Source organism: Paenibacillus sp. DRB1-1 (assembly GCF_052119485.1).
GTDB classification, from domain to species: Bacteria; Bacillota; Bacilli; order Paenibacillales; family Paenibacillaceae; genus Paenibacillus; species Paenibacillus polymyxa_B.
Window position 1 is genome coordinate 4774820 of record NZ_JBODQH010000001.1, and the last position, 19020, is coordinate 4793839.

Annotated in this window: 17 protein-coding genes and 1 tRNA gene; 13 read left to right on the forward strand and 5 right to left on the reverse strand. The window is 46.7% G+C overall.

The window, feature by feature from the left end; all coding sequences use genetic code 11:
* The first annotated feature begins 223 nt into the window (after nucleotides 1-223).
* Nucleotides 224-2656, forward strand: a complete 2433-nt coding sequence (gene nirB, locus ACQW03_RS21250) for a nitrite reductase large subunit NirB (RefSeq protein WP_071641608.1) — start codon at nucleotides 224-226, stop codon at nucleotides 2654-2656.
* Nucleotides 2657-2668: 12 nt separating this feature from the next.
* Complete coding sequence (gene nirD / locus ACQW03_RS21255) at nucleotides 2669-2998, forward strand: nitrite reductase small subunit NirD (protein WP_025724005.1); 330 nt, start codon at nucleotides 2669-2671, stop codon at nucleotides 2996-2998.
* Nucleotides 2999-3286: 288 nt separating this feature from the next.
* Here nirD and ACQW03_RS21260 read toward each other — a convergent pair.
* Nucleotides 3287-3358 (reverse strand) — tRNA-Val (locus tag ACQW03_RS21260).
* 141 nt (nucleotides 3359-3499) lie between these two features.
* Between ACQW03_RS21260 and ACQW03_RS21265 the strand changes: the two genes are divergently transcribed.
* Together ACQW03_RS21265 and ACQW03_RS21270 are read left to right on the forward strand one after the other, a co-directional pair.
* Nucleotides 3500-3943 (forward strand): GNAT family N-acetyltransferase, encoded by a 444-nt coding sequence (locus ACQW03_RS21265; RefSeq protein ID WP_025724006.1) that lies wholly within the window; start codon nucleotides 3500-3502, stop codon nucleotides 3941-3943.
* A gap of 87 nt (nucleotides 3944-4030) precedes the next feature.
* Nucleotides 4031-4267, forward strand: a complete 237-nt coding sequence (locus ACQW03_RS21270) for a DUF3892 domain-containing protein (protein ID WP_025724007.1) — start codon at nucleotides 4031-4033, stop codon at nucleotides 4265-4267.
* 122 nt (nucleotides 4268-4389) lie between these two features.
* On the opposite strand, the gene ACQW03_RS21275 is transcribed toward ACQW03_RS21270, so the two are convergent.
* Nucleotides 4390-5148, reverse strand: coding sequence for an MBL fold metallo-hydrolase (locus ACQW03_RS21275; protein WP_071641606.1), 759 nt, complete (start codon nucleotides 5146-5148; stop codon nucleotides 4390-4392).
* A gap of 202 nt (nucleotides 5149-5350) precedes the next feature.
* On the opposite strand from ACQW03_RS21275, the gene ACQW03_RS21280 reads away from it, so the two are divergent.
* Both ACQW03_RS21280 and ACQW03_RS21285 read left to right on the forward strand, forming a co-directional pair.
* On the forward strand, nucleotides 5351-5908 hold the full coding sequence (locus tag ACQW03_RS21280) for a hypothetical protein (protein ID WP_023989343.1): 558 nt from the start codon (nucleotides 5351-5353) through the stop codon (nucleotides 5906-5908).
* A 79-nt stretch (nucleotides 5909-5987) separates the two neighbouring features.
* Nucleotides 5988-6293, forward strand: a complete 306-nt coding sequence (locus ACQW03_RS21285; RefSeq protein ID WP_007431055.1) for a DUF1292 domain-containing protein — start codon at nucleotides 5988-5990, stop codon at nucleotides 6291-6293.
* Nucleotides 6294-6400: 107 nt separating this feature from the next.
* On the opposite strand, the gene ACQW03_RS21290 is transcribed toward ACQW03_RS21285, so the two are convergent.
* The gene (locus tag ACQW03_RS21290; RefSeq protein WP_013310938.1) at nucleotides 6401-7876 is read right to left on the reverse strand and encodes an aminotransferase class I/II-fold pyridoxal phosphate-dependent enzyme; all 1476 of its coding nucleotides are present in this window, start codon (nucleotides 7874-7876) and stop codon (nucleotides 6401-6403) included.
* Nucleotides 7877-8063: 187 nt separating this feature from the next.
* Between ACQW03_RS21290 and ACQW03_RS21295 the strand changes: the two genes are divergently transcribed.
* Nucleotides 8064-9347, forward strand: a complete 1284-nt coding sequence (locus tag ACQW03_RS21295) for an MFS transporter (RefSeq protein WP_071641604.1) — start codon at nucleotides 8064-8066, stop codon at nucleotides 9345-9347.
* Nucleotides 9348-9372: 25 nt separating this feature from the next.
* On the opposite strand, the gene ACQW03_RS21300 is transcribed toward ACQW03_RS21295, so the two are convergent.
* A complete protein-coding gene (locus ACQW03_RS21300; protein ID WP_025724011.1) occupies nucleotides 9373-10005 on the reverse strand; it encodes a YktB family protein in 633 nt (210 codons plus the stop codon).
* A gap of 279 nt (nucleotides 10006-10284) precedes the next feature.
* Here ACQW03_RS21300 and ACQW03_RS21305 point away from each other — a divergent pair, with 279 nt between their 5' ends.
* Both ACQW03_RS21305 and gndA read left to right on the forward strand, forming a co-directional pair.
* Nucleotides 10285-10884: a hypothetical protein gene (locus tag ACQW03_RS21305; protein WP_025724013.1), complete on the forward strand. Its 600-nt coding sequence runs from the start codon at nucleotides 10285-10287 to the stop codon at nucleotides 10882-10884.
* 173 nt (nucleotides 10885-11057) lie between these two features.
* Nucleotides 11058-12464 carry an NADP-dependent phosphogluconate dehydrogenase gene (gene gndA / locus ACQW03_RS21310; protein ID WP_013310934.1) on the forward strand — a complete coding sequence of 469 codons (1407 nt, stop codon included), beginning with the start codon at nucleotides 11058-11060 and terminating at the stop codon, nucleotides 12462-12464.
* A gap of 245 nt (nucleotides 12465-12709) precedes the next feature.
* Here gndA and ACQW03_RS21315 read toward each other — a convergent pair whose 3' ends face one another.
* Nucleotides 12710-13015 (reverse strand): rhodanese-like domain-containing protein, encoded by a 306-nt coding sequence (locus tag ACQW03_RS21315; protein ID WP_441951615.1) that lies wholly within the window; start codon nucleotides 13013-13015, stop codon nucleotides 12710-12712.
* A 269-nt stretch (nucleotides 13016-13284) separates the two neighbouring features.
* Between ACQW03_RS21315 and aroA the strand changes: the two genes are divergently transcribed.
* The 4 genes from aroA to ptsP all read left to right on the forward strand — a co-directional run bounded on the left by aroA (nucleotide 13285) and on the right by ptsP (nucleotide 18972).
* Nucleotides 13285-14577, forward strand: coding sequence for a 3-phosphoshikimate 1-carboxyvinyltransferase (gene aroA, locus ACQW03_RS21320; RefSeq protein ID WP_061828990.1), 1293 nt, complete (start codon nucleotides 13285-13287; stop codon nucleotides 14575-14577).
* A 33-nt stretch (nucleotides 14578-14610) separates the two neighbouring features.
* Nucleotides 14611-15045 (forward strand): CoA-binding protein, encoded by a 435-nt coding sequence (locus tag ACQW03_RS21325; protein ID WP_441951617.1) that lies wholly within the window; start codon nucleotides 14611-14613, stop codon nucleotides 15043-15045.
* Nucleotides 15046-15346: 301 nt separating this feature from the next.
* Nucleotides 15347-17230, forward strand: coding sequence for a glucose PTS transporter subunit IIA (locus ACQW03_RS21330; RefSeq protein WP_023989337.1), 1884 nt, complete (start codon nucleotides 15347-15349; stop codon nucleotides 17228-17230).
* Nucleotides 17227-18972, forward strand: coding sequence for a phosphoenolpyruvate--protein phosphotransferase (gene ptsP, locus ACQW03_RS21335; protein ID WP_071641601.1), 1746 nt, complete (start codon nucleotides 17227-17229; stop codon nucleotides 18970-18972). Before ACQW03_RS21330 ends, ptsP begins: the two co-directional genes overlap by 4 nt.
* Nucleotides 18973-19020: the final 48 nt, after the last annotated feature.

Genomic DNA, 19020 nt, shown 5'->3' on the forward strand with positions numbered 1-19020 from the left:
ATATTATTTTTTATAAGTTTATGCGTAAGGAATGTTGACATATCATTTGAACCATTATATATTAGCTACAATACTTTTTAATTCCATACTCTGATGGATACAACGGCGTATTCGATGAAACGGCAATGGAGCCTGTTTTCTCATGTGGAGGGATATTTTGAATCCCCATATGTGAAGCAGGCTTTTTATGTTTTGAGGATACAAATGGAAGGAGAGTGACCTGATGAACGATATTCAAAAGTTAGTGTTGATCGGCAACGGAATGGCAGGGATACGCACTCTCGAACATTTGCTGAAGCTTGCACCAGGTAGCTATGAGATTACGGTATTCGGGGCCGAGCCCCATCCAAACTATAACCGGATCATGCTGTCCTCCGTTCTGGCGGGAGGGGCTGGTTTGCAGGATATTGTCATCAACGACTGGAGTTGGTATGAAGACAACAATATTCGATTGTATACCGATGATCCTGTCACAGCCATCGATACGGAAAAACAGCAGGTGACGTCGCGCTCCGGCGTATGCATCTCTTATGATTTGTTGTTGTTGGCAACAGGTTCTAAAGCCTTTATTCTGCCACTTCCAGGGGCCGACAAGGAGGGTGTTATCGGTTTTCGGGATATTCGTGACTGTGAAACGATGATGGAGACGGCAAAGACGCACAAAAAAGCAGCTGTTATCGGCGGCGGATTGCTTGGACTAGAGGCAGCTAGGGGGCTGCTTAACTTGGGGATGGACGTCACGGTTATTCATATTAACGGATATATTATGGATCGGCAGCTGGATGAGGCTGCTTCCCTTATGCTACGGCGCGAGCTGGAGGAGCAGGGAATGACTTTTCTGGTCAATAAGCGGACGGCGGCTATTACGGGCCGTCGTCGCGTGGAAGGATTAAAATTTGCTGATGGCAGTGAGTTGGAAGCAGACCTGATCGTTATGGCGGTAGGCATCAGACCAGACATTGAACTGGCGGTGTCGGCGGGAATCCCTGTAAACCGCGGCATCATCGTAAATGATTACATGGAAACGAATATCCCTGGCATATACGCCGTTGGCGAATGTGCAGAACACCAGGGAATCACTTACGGACTGGTAGCTCCATTATATGAGCAGGGTGGTGTGCTGGCTCAGCAGCTCGCGGGAATGGAGACTCCCGGCTACAGTGGTTCCGTCACTTCTACAAGGTTGAAGGTTTCGGGCGTAGACGTGTTTTCAGCAGGGAGTTACAAGGACGAGCCGGAAACACGTTCCTTGCGGTATCAGGATGATATTGGCGGCGTCTACAAAAAAATCGTGATCAAGGACGAAAAACTGATCGGAGCTGTTCTGTTTGGGGACACGTCTGACGGAGCCATGCTGTTTTCTTTGATCAAAAGCGGCGAGTCGGTGGTTGGCCGAGAGAAAGAGTTATTACTTGGCTTGAATCCCGGTCAACCTGAAGCTAGTGGCGCCATGATGCTGGAGCAGATGCCTGATGACGAAATTGTATGCGGATGTAATGGTGTATCCAAGGGTGACATTGGAGAGGCGGTTGCCGCTGGCTGCCGGAGTGTCGGGGAGATTAAGACATGCACGAAGGCATCGGCATCATGTGGCGGCTGCAAGCCATTAGTGGAGGGACTCTTACAGCTATACGCAGGCGCAGAAGCCGGAGAAACGATGAAAGAGGGAATTTGTAGTTGTACGACGCTTGACCGGGAAGCGATCATTGATGGCATTCGGGAGATGGGATTGAAGAGCGTCAAAGAAGTGATGAATGTGCTGGGATGGAACGAACCGGAAGGTTGCACTAAATGTCGGCCGGCCCTCAATTATTATCTAGGTATGGTATGGCCACTGGATTATGAGGATGAGAAGGAATCCAGATTCACGAATGAACGGTACCATGCCAATATACAGAAAGATGGCACCTATTCTGTCGTGCCCCGCATTTATGGAGGAGTTACTTCACCTGCCGACCTGAAGAAAATTGCTGCTGTCGCAGAGAAATACAATGTGCCTCTGGTTAAATTTACGGGTGGTCAACGTCTTGACCTGCTTGGTGTGAAAAAGGAGGATTTGCCGGGGATCTGGGCCGAGTTGGATATGCCGTCTGGATATGCCTATGGAAAGACGCTGCGAACGGTTAAGACGTGCGTAGGTAACACCTTTTGTCGCTTTGGCACCCAGGATGCTATGGGTATGGGCATTCGGTTGGAAAAGGCATTTGAACGTCTGAATGCGCCATCCAAAGTCAAACTGGCTGTATCTGGTTGCCCGCGTAACTGCGCTGAAGCGACGATCAAGGATTTAGGCGTCGTTGCTATTGACGGTGGCTGGGGGATCTACGTTGGAGGTAACGGCGGTATTAAGGTTCGGGCAGCTGAACTGCTTTGTACCGTTAAAACTGAAGATGAAGTGATGGAATGGACCGGTGCCTATCTGCAGTATTATCGCGAGCAGGCCAATTGGAACGAACGCACAGCCCATTGGGTGGAACGGGTCGGAGTTGAATCCATCAAACAGGCACTCGCGAATGCAGAGACGAGGAAGCAACTGGTGACCAAAATTGAGGAGACATTAAGCGCGACGACTGATCCGTGGCACGAAATTATTCACAACGAAGAGCTGCGCAAAAATTTTGTGCAGTTGCCGGAACTTAAGCCAGTAATGGAATAGGGGGCTGACAAAATGGAGACCAATACGACAACCAACAGAGTCAGAATAGCTGATCTGAACGAAATTGACCGACGTGGAGCAAGGACAGTTCGCATTCATAATACAGAGATAGCTGTATTCCGTCTGAGCGATGGCAGCGTGCATGCGCTTGAGAATCGTTGTCCGCACAAAGGGGGGCGGTTATCCGAAGGAATGATATGTGGCTCAGCGGTCCATTGTCCGCTCCATGACTGGAAAGTCGACCTTTCCACTGGTCGGGTGCAAGAGCCGGATACTGGATGTGTGACCGCTTACCCCACGGAGATTGATAGTGAGAGCGGGGCGGTTTATATCGTAATCTAAGAGTCTTATACGTATTGTGCTGATGGTTCTGCTTTTTTTCTTCTATATAATAGAAGAATCAAGGTGAAAGGCTTTGTTGAAGAAGTGGTGCTGTTAAAGTGCAATGATCTGAGTATACAGAAAGTCGACCCTATTTTTCCGGGCGGCTTTTTTATTTTATAAGTATGATTTTAATTAAAAAATTTTCTTGATTAAATCTTAGTGAATGACCTGTTTTCTTTTCTCAGGATAACTCGCTTTATCTCTAGACAAATAAAAAAAGCCTTGAGAATCAAGGCTTTTGACGAATAGGACGGATGGGGATCGAACCCATGACCCTTACCCTGTCAAGATAATGCTCTCCCGCTGAGCTACCGTCCTGCGGTTACTAGATAATATCATGTATTAACCATATATGTAAAGTGAAAAAATAGAAGTCAGCCTGTACTTCATGACCATTTATATATATAATTCGAATTTAGCGAGTTTGCAATTTGGAATTAATGATAGGGGGAACAGATGATGGCCGCAGAAATTATAAGTGTAACAACAGAGGAACAGCTACAGGAGGCAATATCGATCCGTACCAAAGTGTTTGTCGAAGAGCAAAAGGTTCCTCTCGATTTAGAAATTGACCATTATGACAAGCTGGGAGATACGGCCCATCATTTGCTAATTTGTGAACATGGTGAAATGGTGGCTACTGGTCGATTGACATACTATGAGGAAGATACAGCTAAAATGCAACGTATTGCCGTTCTCAAGGAGCATCGTGCCGCAGGCTATGGACGTGTATTACTGCTAGCACTGGAGGAACGTGCACGTGAATTGGGGTTAAGATACTCGCTGCTAGATGCCCAATGTCAAGCCGAGAAGTTTTACGAAAAGCTCGGCTACGAGACGATCTCCGATGAACCTTTTGACGATGCGGGAATACCGCATGTACGTATGCGCAAAAAGTTGTAGTCGACAGCGTAAGGTGCATACAAATCTGTACAATGTGCATGCTAGTAAAAGTTCCTCCACTATACTATGGATAAGGAGCGATACAGTATGGCTGATACAGAACGGGAGCAAATTACAGCAGTACGTAAAAACGGGGATGGCGACCTTACGTCTTTTCAGACATCTACTGGTCGGGTTTTAGATTATAGCCAAGCATTGAACGAGATTGAAGCAGGCTCAATTGCAGGCGTTAACGTTTTCAAGGCCAAGGATGGAAGCAAACGAATTCGGGGAGATGCCGATGGAGATCCATCTAATAACCTGGATCAACTGCCATTGTTCTGACCTTAACTCGCAACATTAGAATGCAAGTTCATCATTATATTCAAGAACAGCAAGCCGCCTGGCTATCCTTTGTAGGAAAGCCAGGCGGCTTTTTGTTAATTGTTCAAACTGTATTTAGCATGCTACTCTGCACGTTCCAACTCTGTAAGTTGATATACTCGTTGCTGCTCCAGAAAGGACATGACTCCTGCTTTCTCCCTGAACTGTTCCATATCATCACTATAGTGCATCAGATGAATCCGCTCTTGAAGAGATGGCGCCAAGCTTAGCAGCTCGTCCAACGTCGTATGGACTTCTCCAGCGCCTTGTAATTGAACCTCATGCAGAATACCCCGACATCCTCGTTCATGCACCAGATGATGAAGCAAATCAGGGTCAAAAACCATATCTGCACTATAAAAAAGGCGGTCATTAATGAATATGGAATAACTGTTTTTACCCGGAATATGCCTTGTAGGGATTAGCTCCACCTGGATACCTGATACTAATGTAGTGGGTACACCAGGCGTTATTACGTTTACCTCGAATACATCTTCAAGCTTGTCAATCATACCTTGCTGTGACATTCCGCCCTTGAGCGTATGTTCCCACAAAGGGTGGATTAGTGGTTCGGCGATATAAAGTAGAGGCTTGCGACGATGGAGAATGTTCATTTGAAAACCGAATTCCTCCAAACCTCCGACATGATCTGCGTGAATATGTGTGATTAAAATTGCGTCAATATCAGGCAAAGGGACGCCCATTTCGTGTAATGCTAAAGAAGCGGTTGTACCGCAATCGATCAGCAGTTTGCCTTCTCCGCTGTCCAGCAGCGCGTTGTTGTTGTAATAATGCTTGGCAAAGGCACTGCCTGTGCCAAGCATTTGTATCGTTAGACTCATTATGGATTTTTCCCTCCGGACTTTGTGTACTAGGACATTCTACAGTCGTATTTTATCACCTATGCTGCTGGAACTAAAGATTTGGCTCCTTATGTAAAAACTTTGGACAATTTGTGAAACACAGCGCAACTTGTGCGGCTGAGCTAGGTATAAATGTACGACAGAAGGTTTTAAACAGATAACGATGGAGGGATTAGTAGTGATGAAATGGAGAAAAGTGATGGCCCTAGTGATGGCCTTTTCAATAATGGGAGGGACCGCCATTTCGGCGGAATCCGCCAAGGACCAAGTGCAGTTGATTATTAATGGAGAAGTGTCAAAAGATGGCGCAGTTGTCATTGATGGGAAAACCTATGTGCCCATCCGTGATTTTAACGGACTTGTAAATTTTGATCCATCCGGTGGAAAAGTTGTTTTCGACCAGCCTAACGTGCATATGTTCCTGTTCAAGGGAGATACGGTGTTTGGTAACGTGAATAAAGGCAATAAAGTGAAATTTAATGTATTCAGTCAAATTGATACCTTGAAAACAGATATCTCCGGAGTGAAGGTAGCGATCACCGACCCTTCGGGCAACGTGAAGGATATTCAGTCTCAAGATATCAAAGGAGCGCAAAAGGATAACTTCTGGTTCCGTACGAACGACTTTACGTATGATTTCAAAACAGCAGGGAATTACCGGGTTGGTTTCTACATTAAAGAGAGCAAAGACGGCAGCTATACCCTGGTGTCCGAAAAAGTCATTACAGCGATAAATTAGGCATACCACAAATTGACCTGCACCCTTGATCATGTTACGATACGGGGGAAAATAAAACAATTTGAAGGTAGGTATTTCCATGAGTGATCACAAACATGAACACGGTGAAGCCTGCAACCACGATCATGACCACGAACATGAAGAAATGGTTCTTACGCTAACTGATGAAAATGGTAAAGATGTAGAAATGGTGCTGGTAGAGACCTTTGACGTAGAAGATCACGTTTATGCTCTTCTGCTTGAGCGAGGCAATCCCGAAGCGGATGGCATTATTCTTCGTATGGAAGAAGAAAACGAAGAAATGGTGCTTTACAATATTGAGGACGAAGATGAGTGGAAACGTGTAGAAGCCGCATATAGCGAGCTTGTTGCCCAATACGAATAGAATTGGATGTAGCAGCTGCATAGCTCTTCAAGAAAAAAAGCCCCCAAATGGGGGCTTTTTTTGTTGGCTATCAACATATTTTGTAAGCATGTGTTGACAGTTCAATATTATGAAATAGCGTCAGTCTCGACGATAACCTTCACCTGATGTACTGTTCGGTCCTCAGGTCCTTTAACAGGCAGGCCTACTTCTACATGATCAACAATATAATCAATATTGTCCTGCGAAATAACTTCTCCTGGCAGTAAGATCGGAATACCAGGTGGATACACATAAATGAATTCTGCAATAATGCGGCCAGCAGATTCCTTGAAAGGCACGATTTCCGTATCTCCATAAAAAGCGTCTCTTGGAATAAGGGAGAGCTGAGGGATATCCGGTATCTTTACAACCAGCTCATGCTCCTGACCTGTGGAATAGTGCAGAGAAGCCAGCTCACGCAGAGCTTTTAATAAAATTTCAATTTCCTCTTTGGTATCACCAGGCGTCACCAAACAGAGAATATTGTACATATCGCTAAGCTCAACCTCGATATTGTAGTGATCTCTCAGCCAATTTTCCACATCGTATCCAGTAAGACCTAAATGGCGGATATGAACCGTAATTTTGGTTGGATCATAATCGTAAGTAGCTTCCGTGCCGAGAATTTCACTACCAAAGCAATATAGCCCTTCAATCTTGTTAACCTCTGAGCGGCAATATTCAGCCAAATCAAGGGCTCGTTGTGCTATTTCATGACCGTTAAGTGCTAGGTTGCGTCGGGATGTGTCCAAGGAAGCCAACAGGAGATACGAAGTGGATGTTGTTGTCAGCATACTGAAAATCGTTTGTACACGTTGTGGGTTAACGTATCCGTTTTTCGTATTTACATTCAAGATCGAGCTTTGTGTCAAGGAACCGCCCAGCTTGTGGACACTTGTAGCTGACATGTCTGCTCCCGCCTCCATGGCGGACATCGGTAGATCAGGATGAAAATGAATCAGTACCCCGTGAGCCTCATCGACCAGGACCGGCACATTATAGCTGTGAGCGAGATCTACAATTTCTTTTAAGTCGGCGCACACACCGTAATATGTCGGGTTGATAACAAGGACGCCCTTGGCGTCAGGGTGGCGTTCCAATGCCCGGCGTACGGACTTGGTTGTAACCCCGTGGTGAATACCGAGATTCTCATCACTGACTGGAGAAATGAATACTGGTTTTGCACCAGCAAAGATAATGGCAGACATTATAGATTTGTGTACGTTTCTGGGTACAATAATTTTATCACCTGGCAAGCAAATGGACATAATCATGGTGATGATGGCTCCGCTTGTCCCCTGTACACTGTAGTAAGTATAATCTGCTCCGAAGGCATCTGCTGCAAGCTTTTGGGCTTCTTCGATGACACCTGTTGGTTGATGCAGATCGTCCAATGGAGCGATGTTGATCATATCTATGGAAAAGGCATTATCCCCCATAAATTCGCGAAATTCCGGATCTGCTCCGACTCCCTTTTTATGACCTGGGATGTGAAATTGAACCGGGTTGCTCTGAGCGTGCTTCTTCAAAGCAGTAAAAAGCGGGGTGTTGCTTTGATTCATTAGTGTTGTCACAACCTTTCGTGCAGGATTTCGACAATCCTGTGCAAGTGATAATAGAACAAAATTGAGTATAGCAGTTTGAAGTAGGAATGCAAGCGATTGAGGGCGCATTTATTTGCGAAAGAGTGGAGTAGGCGGAGAACCCGGTCTTTATAGCCAAAAAACGAAGGTGGAGGATGTGGATTAGATGTGGCAAAAAGGACGAAAAAAAGCTCGGCAGCGGCTGTGGACTCCTTTTTTTAGCAAATTGTGGATTCTGGTATTTCTCGTCGAATTTATGAAAGGATCTCTTCTGGTATCCATCCTGCCGGTATATATGGGAGAAACGCTTGGTTTGTCAGCCGGGATTATTGGTTTAGCCTTTTCACTTCAATATTTTGGAGACAATGCGTTCCGGGCACCGGCGGGCTGGATGGCTGAACGGCTTGGCTACCGTGGAACGATGTCGACCGCACTGTTGTTTACGCTTGTAGCTATTATTATGCTGAGCGTACTGACAGAGCCCGTGTGGCTCGTCGTCGCGTGTCTGCTGCTCGGTCTGGGTACTTCTCCGCTCTGGCCTTGTGTTATGACCGGAACGACCGAAATGTCCGGGCCTAATAACAGCAATGGCGCGGCGATGGGCACACTGGAAATTGCGTCTATGGGCGGAACGGGATTGGGTCCGCTCATTATGAACTTCGCCATATCCCACTATGGGCATTCTTACGGCATGGTGTTCATGATTTTGATAGGATGCAGTGTTGTATTGTTGTTGGTTGCTCTCATGCTGCCAGGACCGAAAAGGTCTGCTGACAAAGGTGACCTCAAACAGAGCGCTCTAGTGTCGTCTGATGGGCACATAAAGCAAAAGCGGGGAGTTCTGAAAGGAATCCAGGAGACGATCGGCGTGCTCAAAACAAAGCTTAACGTCAACCCGTTAATTTACCCGGCGCTGTTTTTGCAGTCTTTTGTTATCGGTTTAATCAGCCCGGTACTGACGCTATACGCTCGAACGGACCTCGGGATTTCACCAAACCTGTACAGCGTGCTCCTGATTGCAGGCGGTGGGGTGACTGTGCTGGCACTGATCCCTTGCGGCAAGTTGGTCGACCGACTTGGAACGGAGTATTTTCTACATGTTGGCTTTTTGCTAGCCGGAATTACGCTGTTTCTCTTTTCAATCGTTCGATCTATTCCGCTGGTGTTTGTATCCGTAGCGCTTATTGGTTTGGGATATGCGCTCATTTTGCCTGCATGGAACACATTTCTTGCCCGACTGATTCCGGAAAGCGAGCGAGCAACGGTATGGGGCTTTTTTTTAACACTTCAAGGCTCCGGCATGGTTATAGGCCCGCTCGTTTCAGGAGTGCTATGGGACCGTGCCGGACACACAGCTCCATTTATCATCAGTGGGGTCGTGATGCTGCTCATGTTTGGCTGCCACCTGGCTCTGGCACGTAATCCACGCAGGAAGACTGTGGAGGCCTGAACAGCACCTTGAAAAGCGGCGAGGGCTACTCTTTCGAGAAAGACATTCGGTACAGCGGCAGCAAATGCTCAAAGGTAGAACGCACTGCCTGTAATAGTGCAGCCCCGTCACTGGCGAGTGGATCTTCTCGGTCAATACGGATTCCACACATGACCTCCGCTTTTTTTACCTGTTGCAGCTTGTGGATGATCGTTTGAAAATCTTCATTATCCATGTGTTGTTGTTCTGTGCCTTCTGGAGCCATATGATCCATGGACCAGTAAAAATGATCCGGTAGGTTAGAACGTACATCACTCAGGTTGGCTTCGAGCGCCTGGGCAAATGTAGCTTTGTTCGGGCTTTCATAAATAATTGCGAAGATGACGAAAAGATGGGAAGCGAACATGCCTACCTCAAAATGCGGCAGCGCCTTGTATCCGCGCTTGTTTGCCGCCCAGGCAACCCAAGTATCTTTGGGGGGATTGACTTTGCGTCGTGCATGCTTGGCAACGTGAACGTGCATAGGCTCCCCACATAAGTCTGTCAGGAACGGGGCCAATTCCTCGCCAATTGCCTCCAGCTTGGGCCGAACCTGCTGAATCAGCACTTCCATACGAGGCTCCAACCCCGGTATTTCAAAAACATCGAAGTCCTTTGCAGTAAATCCACTAAATGTCATTCCTTTTCCTCCTGTAACTGGGTTAAGCCATGTCGTGTGGCGTAATATGTCCGATTATAGCATAATGCCGCCGGGCTTGGCCGACTTTAGACCAGGTTTGAAACAAGCATATAAGGCAAAAGTAGGATTGTGCGCTGTTACTCATAAAAATAGGTCAAATAACCAAGTACCCTTACATAAAATGAAGTATAAAATAGAGCAAGGGAAGATCAAGCGGGAAAGCCGCAGGCTTGCTGTAGCCGGACTTCTTGAATCGGACTTGAAAAAGGAGGGAATGCCGTGAACAAGGGCTGTGAGGTAGAATATTGCAATCTAGAGCTCCGGTTTAGCCGTCGGCATATCCATAATCTGATCAAGGATTTGATATCGGAAGGGTATTCGCTGTACTGGAGCGAGGATGAGTCGTACCTGGTTTTGTCGGTGAGAACCGGGCGCAAGCTGGTGAAGCTCCGTTTTCAACAGCTGCGCACAGGACACTACAAGTTGGCTGGAGATTATGTAATCCGCGATGCCAAGCTGGCTGAGTGGTTGGAGAAGCTGATTGGAAGCACCCGAGGTCATGCCATTGTCAAAAGAGTTAAGGATCATCATATTTTAGTAGAAAATATTTTGTTCGGTGAGGTCATTCGTCTGGTCGAGGTTACAGGCTTTAAACAGCGTGTCATTTATCAGAAAGGACCGGTGCTGTCCGCACAGGAAATGGAGGATATGTACGCTTCCAATGAAGGGGAAACCCGGCTGCTGCTGCTTAAAATGGAAGTGGACGATGAATTGGAGAAACTGTTCACAGCGATGACAGCGGGAGATACAGCTAAAATCGGGAATTGCCATGAACGCCTGCAAACGCTATCCCACCAACTGCTGATGATGGAAGCGTAGTACATCTGAACACCTCATGAAAATGAGGTGTTTTGGTCTGTGAATAGACAGGGGTTCACTTCTTACACCAAAAACGTTAAAATAGAAGTGCACGTGTTCCGATTCACATAAAGTGTAATGCGGTAAAGCGGCGATATAGAAGACAAAATATGTTGCAAAGGATGAGGAACCAGATGGCAAAACAGCAAATTGGTGTGATCGGCCTGGCGGTAATGGGTAAGAATTTAGCCCTTAATATTGAGAGCAGAGGCTTCACTGTCTCGGTTTTTAATCGCTCTCCAGAAAAAACGCACGATCTTATCAAAGAAGCAGAAGGTAAAAAACTGACGGGTACTTTCTCTATTGAAGAATTTGTGAACTCACTGGAATCACCCCGTAAAATCCTGATCATGGTTCAAGCTGGTAAAGCAACAGATGCCACGATTGAACAGCTTGTGCCTCATCTGGACAAGGGCGACATTATTATAGACGGAGGCAATGCCTACTTCCCTGATACACAGCGCCGCAGCAAGGAGCTGGAGGAAAAAGGACTTCGCTTTATTGGTACAGGCGTATCCGGTGGTGAAGAAGGTGCCTTGAATGGTCCTGCCATCATGCCGGGTGGACAAGAAAGTGCCTATAAACTGGTAGAGCCAATTCTGACGGCAATCTCTGCTAAAGTAGAAGGCGACCCATGCTGTACATATATCGGTCCCGACGGTGCTGGTCACTATGTAAAAATGGTGCATAACGGTATCGAGTACGGCGACATGCAATTGATCGGTGAAGCTTATCACCTGTTAAAATCAGTCCTGAACGTGAATGCGGAAGAGCTTCATGAAATCTTCACGGAATGGAATAAAGGGGAACTGGACAGCTACCTGATCGAAATTACAGCTGACATCTTCTCCCAATACGATGCTGAAACAGGCAAGCCAATGGTAGACGTTATCTTGGATGCTGCTGGTCAAAAAGGTACAGGTAAATGGACAAGCCAAAGCGCTTTGGATCTGGGTGTGCCATTGTCCATGATTACCGAATCCGTATTCTCCCGCTTCTTGTCTGCTATGAAAGACGAGCGCATTGCGGCAAGCAAAGTGCTGAGCGGTCCTAATGCTGAGTCCTTCAGCGGCGACAAAAAAGAATTTATCGAGAGCGTACGTAAAGCACTGTTTGCAAGTAAAATTGTGTCCTATGCTCAAGGTTTCGCTCAAATGCGTGCAGCTTCCGATGAATATGATTGGGATTTGAAATACGGAAAAATCGCTATGATCTTCCGCGGCGGTTGCATTATCCGCTCGCAATTCCTGCAAAACATCAAGGATGCATATGACCGCGACCCTGCCTTGAAAAACCTGTTACTGGATTCTTACTTCAAAAATGTAGTTGAAACGTATCAAGATGCATGGCGTCAAGTGATTTCCGTGGCTGTATCTCAAGGTATTCCAGTGCCTGGCTTCTCCAGCGCGCTTGCATACTATGACAGCTACCGCACTGAGCGTTTGCCAGCAAATCTGCTGCAAGCACAACGTGACTATTTCGGTGCCCATACGTTCAAACGTGTGGACAAAGAAGGCGTATTCCATCATCAATGGTTCTAATGACGGACGGATATGCATGAATAGCATTATGTAATACAACGGAAGCTTTTTTGCCCTATGGGTAGAAGAAGCTTCCGTTTTTTAATTTTTAATTATGGATATCATTCTAGGGTAGTAGAGGATTGTGTAATCTTTTGAGGCTATGGTATGATAGGGACAGAACGTTTTAATGCATTACCGCGTCTAAGCTTTGAGTTAAAACAAAAGAGACGGGAAGTTCCCGTCTCTTTTGTTAAGTAGGTTTTCTATTGCTCCTGTGACCATTGCAGCATGCCGCCGGTCATGTTAGTACAGCCTTCATAACCTAGCTGCTGTAGATATTCGCAGGCTCGTTCACTGCGATAACCGCTCCGGCAAATAAATATAATTTCACCGGTGCGTTCAATTTCTTCAAGACGACCCGGAAGCTGTCCGAGCGGAATGTGCTTGGCACCTTCAATCATGCCTTCCGCTACTTCTTCCGCTTCGCGGACGTCGATTAATTGCGATTGCTCTCCTGCTTGCAGACGTGCGCGCAACTCAGAAGGTTCAATCAGGGCGATTTGCGTCATGGCCGGACCTCTTTTCTGATAAATAATGGGTGCTACGTATGTTTTTGACGTGTGCAAAATGTCACACACACTCTATGTATGATAGCTAAGCTATCTCTAGGCTGTCAATCGGCTTAATCCTAAAGGCAGGTATAGATTAATTAGCCGACGGGATTCACTCGGGCGACCTAGATTAATATTTCTTATTTTTTGGGTGGAGAAATGAATGCTACAACTTGTATAATTAACGTAAAATAGGATGGTTTGAACCGAAAAGGAGCATGTACATTATGGATGTTATCGTTAGACCTACCCCTTCCTTGCAAGGAGAGATTGGGGCCCTGTCCTCCAAAAACTACACTACTCGTTATCTGCTCACTGCGGCACTTGCTGAGGGACAAAGTACCATTTATTATCCAGCCCATAGTGAAGACAGTGATGCTATGCGTCGTTGTATCGCCGATCTGGGCGCAGTACTGGAAGAGGATGATGAAAAAATAGTTATTACAGGTTTTGGTAGCCATCCTCAAGCTGTGAAGGAATTGAATGTGGGAAACGCAGGAGCGGTGCTCCGTTTTTTGATGGGTATTGCATCTCTATGTCCGGATGTTACATTTGTTAATACATATCCCGACTCATTGGGTAAGAGACCACATGATGATCTAATCGATGCACTGGGGCAACTGGGTGTGAAAGTAGATCATCGTGAAGGTAAGTTGCCAATTCGTATTCAGGGTGGTCAGGCGAAAGGCGGTAAAATTCAGGTGTCCGGCTCGGTTAGCTCACAATATTTGAGCGCCTTGCTATTCCTTACGCCTTTACTAGAGGAAGACAGTGAAATCGAAGTGCTGCATGATTTGAAATCCAAGGTGGTCATTGGGCAGACCCTGGAGGTATTGCAAGAGGCTGGTATTATCATTCATGCAAGCGATGATTACATGTCTTTCCGTGTCCCGGGGCGGCAATCCTATCAGCCACGTACGTATACTGTACAGGGAGACTATCCAGGGAGTGCAGCGGTGCTAGCGGCTGCTGCAGTAACGAATTCTGATGTTACCATCCATCGTCTTAAAGAGCAGAGCAAACAGGGAGAACGCGCTATTGTAGATGTGTTGCGCATGATGGAAGTGCCACTGACACATGAGAACGATACCGTTGTCGTGAAGGGCAATGGCCGATTGAAAGCTGTCGAGTTTGACGGTGATGCTGCAACAGACGCTGTGCTTGCAATGGTGGCTGCGGCTGTATTTGCTGAAGGCACGTCCCGCTTTTATAACGTGGAGAATTTACGGTATAAGGAATGTGACCGCATTACCGATTATTTGAATGAGCTGACCAAGGCTGGAGCTCGGGTAGAAGAACGCCAGGCGGAAATTATCGTACATGGCAGACCGGAGGGTGTCGAAGGTGGCGTGGAAATTAACGCGCATTTTGATCACCGTGTTATTATGGCCTTGACGATTGTAGGTTTGCGCGCACAGAAGCCGTTAGTGATCAAGGATGCACATCATGTCGCCAAATCGTATCCGCAGTATTTTGACCATCTAACGACGCTTGGTGCTTCTGTAGAATGGGTAAAATAAAAGCAAACGAAGATGCGAATAGGAGGGAACGGGATGGCTTTTGAAAATCCGTCGAGAGAAGAGATTAAAACCATTTTGGAACAAGTAGGCAATATTGCGGTTGTTGGTTTGTCTGATAAATCAGATCGAACCTCTTATATGGTTTCTTATGCCATGCAGAAGCGGGGATACCGGATTATTCCGGTTAACCCTGCGGCGGCAGGGCAAACGATTCTTGGGGAGACTTGTTATGCCAGTCTTGCTGAAGTACCTGAGCCTGTGGAGCTGGTCAATGTATTTCGCCGCAGTGAATACTGTGCAGAGGTTGCGCGTGAAGCAGCAACTATTGGAGCTAAGATTTTGTGGCTTCAACAGGGAATTATAAGCCAGGAAGCCGCTGACATTGCGCAGGAGCATGGAATGACGGCTATTATGGATCGTTGTATTAAGGTGGAGGACTCAGTGACCCAGGCTGTACGTAAAGGATAAACAAGGATCAGTGACTCGTGCTATATGCACATGAAAACCTTCTTCCCTTGCTTCACAGGGTTGAAGGTTTTTGGTGCGAAATGAGGAATATGGTAAAGTATATTATACTTTTAGCAATCCATATAATGTATGTATGCCTTAATGATGAAAATGGTCTAGACGGATTCATAGTGTTATCTGTTGTGGTGATAAAGTTTTTTGACCTGTAGAAGCGTAAATAAATATTTTGGCAGATGGAATCATTGCTTTGACAAAAGTATTTATTCGGCTTACCATCAGGGATAGAAAGGAGAGGAATGCCATGAATTGGCTCGGATCCTTACAACAGCTCGGTCGTGCTGTCATGCTCCCGACGATGGTGCTACCAGCCGCTGCAATATTGCTAAGTCTCGGCAGCCTTCCTTGGTCCACATGGGGGTTCCCTATGGTGTCTGATATGGCAAATGCGGCGGGACACGGGATTTTTTATTTTTTGCCATATTTATTTGCGGTTGGTGTTGCACTGGGTATGTCGAATCAGGCAGGTCAGGCGGGACTGGCAGCATTAGCTGGTATGGCTATATATGATCAGGTCACATTGAGATTTGGAAACGGACTCATTCAACCGGCGACGCTCATTGGTATCATTTTGGGGGTCATTTCAGGGGTGGCCTATAATCGCTTCAAAAGCATCAAATTGCCCGAGGTGCTTCAGTTTTTTGGGGGTACCCGATTTGTTCTGCTGCTTATTGGCCTCTTCTCGGCTGTGTTTGCAGGACTCATGCTAATTATTGCCCCACTCATACAGAGAGGGCTGCAATTTATAGTAGGTCTGGAATCGAGCTTGGGCGGCTTTGGACTGTTTATCTACGGTATTCTATATCGGTTGCTGGCGGCCTTTGGTCTGCACCATCTGCTTAATAATATTTTTTGGTTCCAACTGGGTACATATAAAACGCCGTCTGGCAACGTTGTGCAGGGAGATTTACCCCGGTTTTTTGCTGGCGATCCGACAGCGGGCTATTTCATGTCCGGATTGTTCCCCATTATGATGTTTGCGATCCCTGCCATTGCGCTGGCGATCATTCAGGAAGCACGTGAAGACTTGAAGCCAAAGGTGCAAAAAACATTTTTGACGGCTGCGCTTGTCTGCTTTTTTACCGGAGTGTCGGAACAGATCGAGTTCGCCTTTTTGTTTGCAGCACCTTATTTGTTCCTCGTTCATGCGGTTATGTCTGGGCTGGCCATGTGGCTTACCTTTGAGTTGGATATTCATCACGGATTTTCCTATTCGGCGGGTTTTATAGATTATGTCCTTAATTTTCATCTCTCACATAACGCCTGGTTGTTAATTCCAGTGGGAGTGGCGTACGGGCTTGTGTATTATGTACTGTTTCGATGGGCTATCCGGCGGTTCCGTATTCCAACTCCTGGGCGCGAGGAAGGTTCGGTTCTGGAGGATTGGGCCGGCAATATTCCTTATAGTGCTCCGCTTATTTTGGAAGCACTTGGCGGGAAGGAAAATATTGTGCAGGTTGAGGCCTGCATCACACGTTTGCGGCTGACCGTCCACAATGACAGACTGATCGATACCGGAGCGATGAAGGCTTTGGGATCGGCCGGGCTTATCAATCTGGGTGGAGGTAATTTGCAGGTTGTATTCGGAACGTATTCAGAACTGATTCGTGAGGAAATCGCGAAGCTGATGGAGCGTGATCTCCCTCAAATTTTGTTCAACGCTCCTGTACATGGAAAAATGCTCCCGATTCATGAAGTGCCTGACAAAATTTTTGCGACAAAGCTGGTCGGGGACGGTGTTGCTTTTGTTCCTGAACGTGGTGAACTTGTGTCTCCAGTGTATGGTACTGTGATGCACTTGTATCCGACTATGCACGCTTTAGGCATCTCCACACGAGAGGGACTTGAGGTTCTGCTCCACATAGGGATTGATACTTCACAGCTAAAAGGGAATTTTACTGCTATGGTAGAAGCAGGCGATACGGTGGAACCGGGGCAATTGCTAATCAAATTTGATTTGCAGGCGCTGCGAGAGCAAGCTCCATCACTGGTGACTCCTATGGTCATCACGAATCCGGATCGCGTCAAGTCGTGGAGCTTTGCTCCGTTTAAAACAGTGAAAAAAGGTCAGGCCTCGGTAATGTCCGTTGTGCTGCATGACAGGAATGTTGGAGGGGTAGAAACATGATAGAAGGCATCGGCGCCGCAGCAGGTGTGGCAATCGGGAAGGCATTTGTCCTGCCGAGCTGGGAGTGGGATTTACCTGATCAAAAAATGGATGCGGTAGATCTTGCGAAGGAATTTGAACGGTTGTATGAAGGGATACGCACATCCAAAAGTGAGATCCAGTTTATTAAGGATGAGTTTCGAGAGATGGTGGGGCCGGAGGAATCCAGCATCTTTGATGCTCATCTTGCGATATTGGAAGATCCGGAATTCATGAATGAAATTCGCGGAATTATTGAGCGTCAGTACAAGGCGGCCGAGGTGGCCGTGAAGGAAGCCATTGATCATTTTGTAACAATGTTTGATTTACTGGATGATGAATATATGAAGGAGCGGGCAATCGATATCAAAGATGTGGGAAACCGGCTGCTCAAGCATTTGCTGGGTGCACCGGAAGTGACTCTTCCCAAGGATACACAGCCCTATATTCTGGTAGCCAAGGAGCTCTCACCCTCCCAATCGGCACACTTGAATCCTAGCTATGTTTTAGGGATTGTAACTATGAATGGTGGGAAAACATCACATTCTGCGATCATGGCCCGCGCACTTGGTATTCCACTCGTTTCAGGACTGGAGAGCAATCTGAATTTGCCCGTTCAAACGGGAGATATGATGGTTGTGGACGGAGACCTGGGCAAAGTTTATGTGAATCCGGAAAAAACTGTAACTGATCATTATAAAATTTTGCGCGACGAGCAGCGACGCAGAAAAGAGCAGCTTCAGGTACTTGCTTCTGTAGATGCCGTGACCAAGGATGGAACCACCCTGAGGCTGGCGGCTAATATTAGTTCGATTAAAGAGCTGGAGGCAGCTTTGAAGCATGGCGCTCAAGGTGTAGGACTGTTCCGCACGGAATTTTTATACATGGATCGCAAATCTGCTCCAGATGAAGAGGAGCAGTATGAAGTATATCGGCTGATAGCGGAAAAGGCAGGGAACCACTCTGTAGTCATCCGTACATTGGATATCGGTGGAGATAAGCCGTTGGACTATCTTCAACTACCAGAGGAAGAAAATCCTTTTCTAGGTTACCGTGCTATACGGATCAGTCTGGATTGGAAGGAATTGTTTAAAACCCAGTTGACTGCAATTTTGCGAGCCAGTGCAACGGGAAATATCAAGGTAATGTATCCGATGATCTCATCCGTGGAGGAGGTCCGCCAGGCAGATGTTCTTTTGAAGGAGGCTATGGCGGATTTGGATGCAAGAGGGCTTGCCTATAATCCGAACATTCAGCGAGGAATTATGATTGAGGTACCGGCTGCAGCGATGATCGCTGATCTATTGGCAGCTGAAACAGATTTTTTTAGTATCGGAACGAATGATCTGGTTCAGTATGTGCTGGCTGTAGACCGTATGAATGAGCAGATTGCACATATGTACCATCCATACCATCCAGCTGTACTTCGAATGCTGCGCATGACTGCACAAGCGGCACATCAAGCAGGAATTGATGTGAGTGTATGTGGTGAGATGGCTGGAGATGAACGTTCCGTTCCTCTTTGGCTAGAACTGGGGATACATCAACTCAGCATGTCTCCCCAATCTTTATTGCGGGTCAAGCATCGTGTGCTGAATACGACTGCATCTGAGGCAACGACAGTCGCTCAGGTTTGCTTTGGCATGTCCACTGGTGCAGCAATCGAAGACAAGCTGACTGCAGCTAATGTCAGCTGCACTCCGGCCGGGCCTGGACGGCAGTAATATGTAATGTCCGCAAAGCTTTGCACAGCCAATACCCCGTACTGTTGA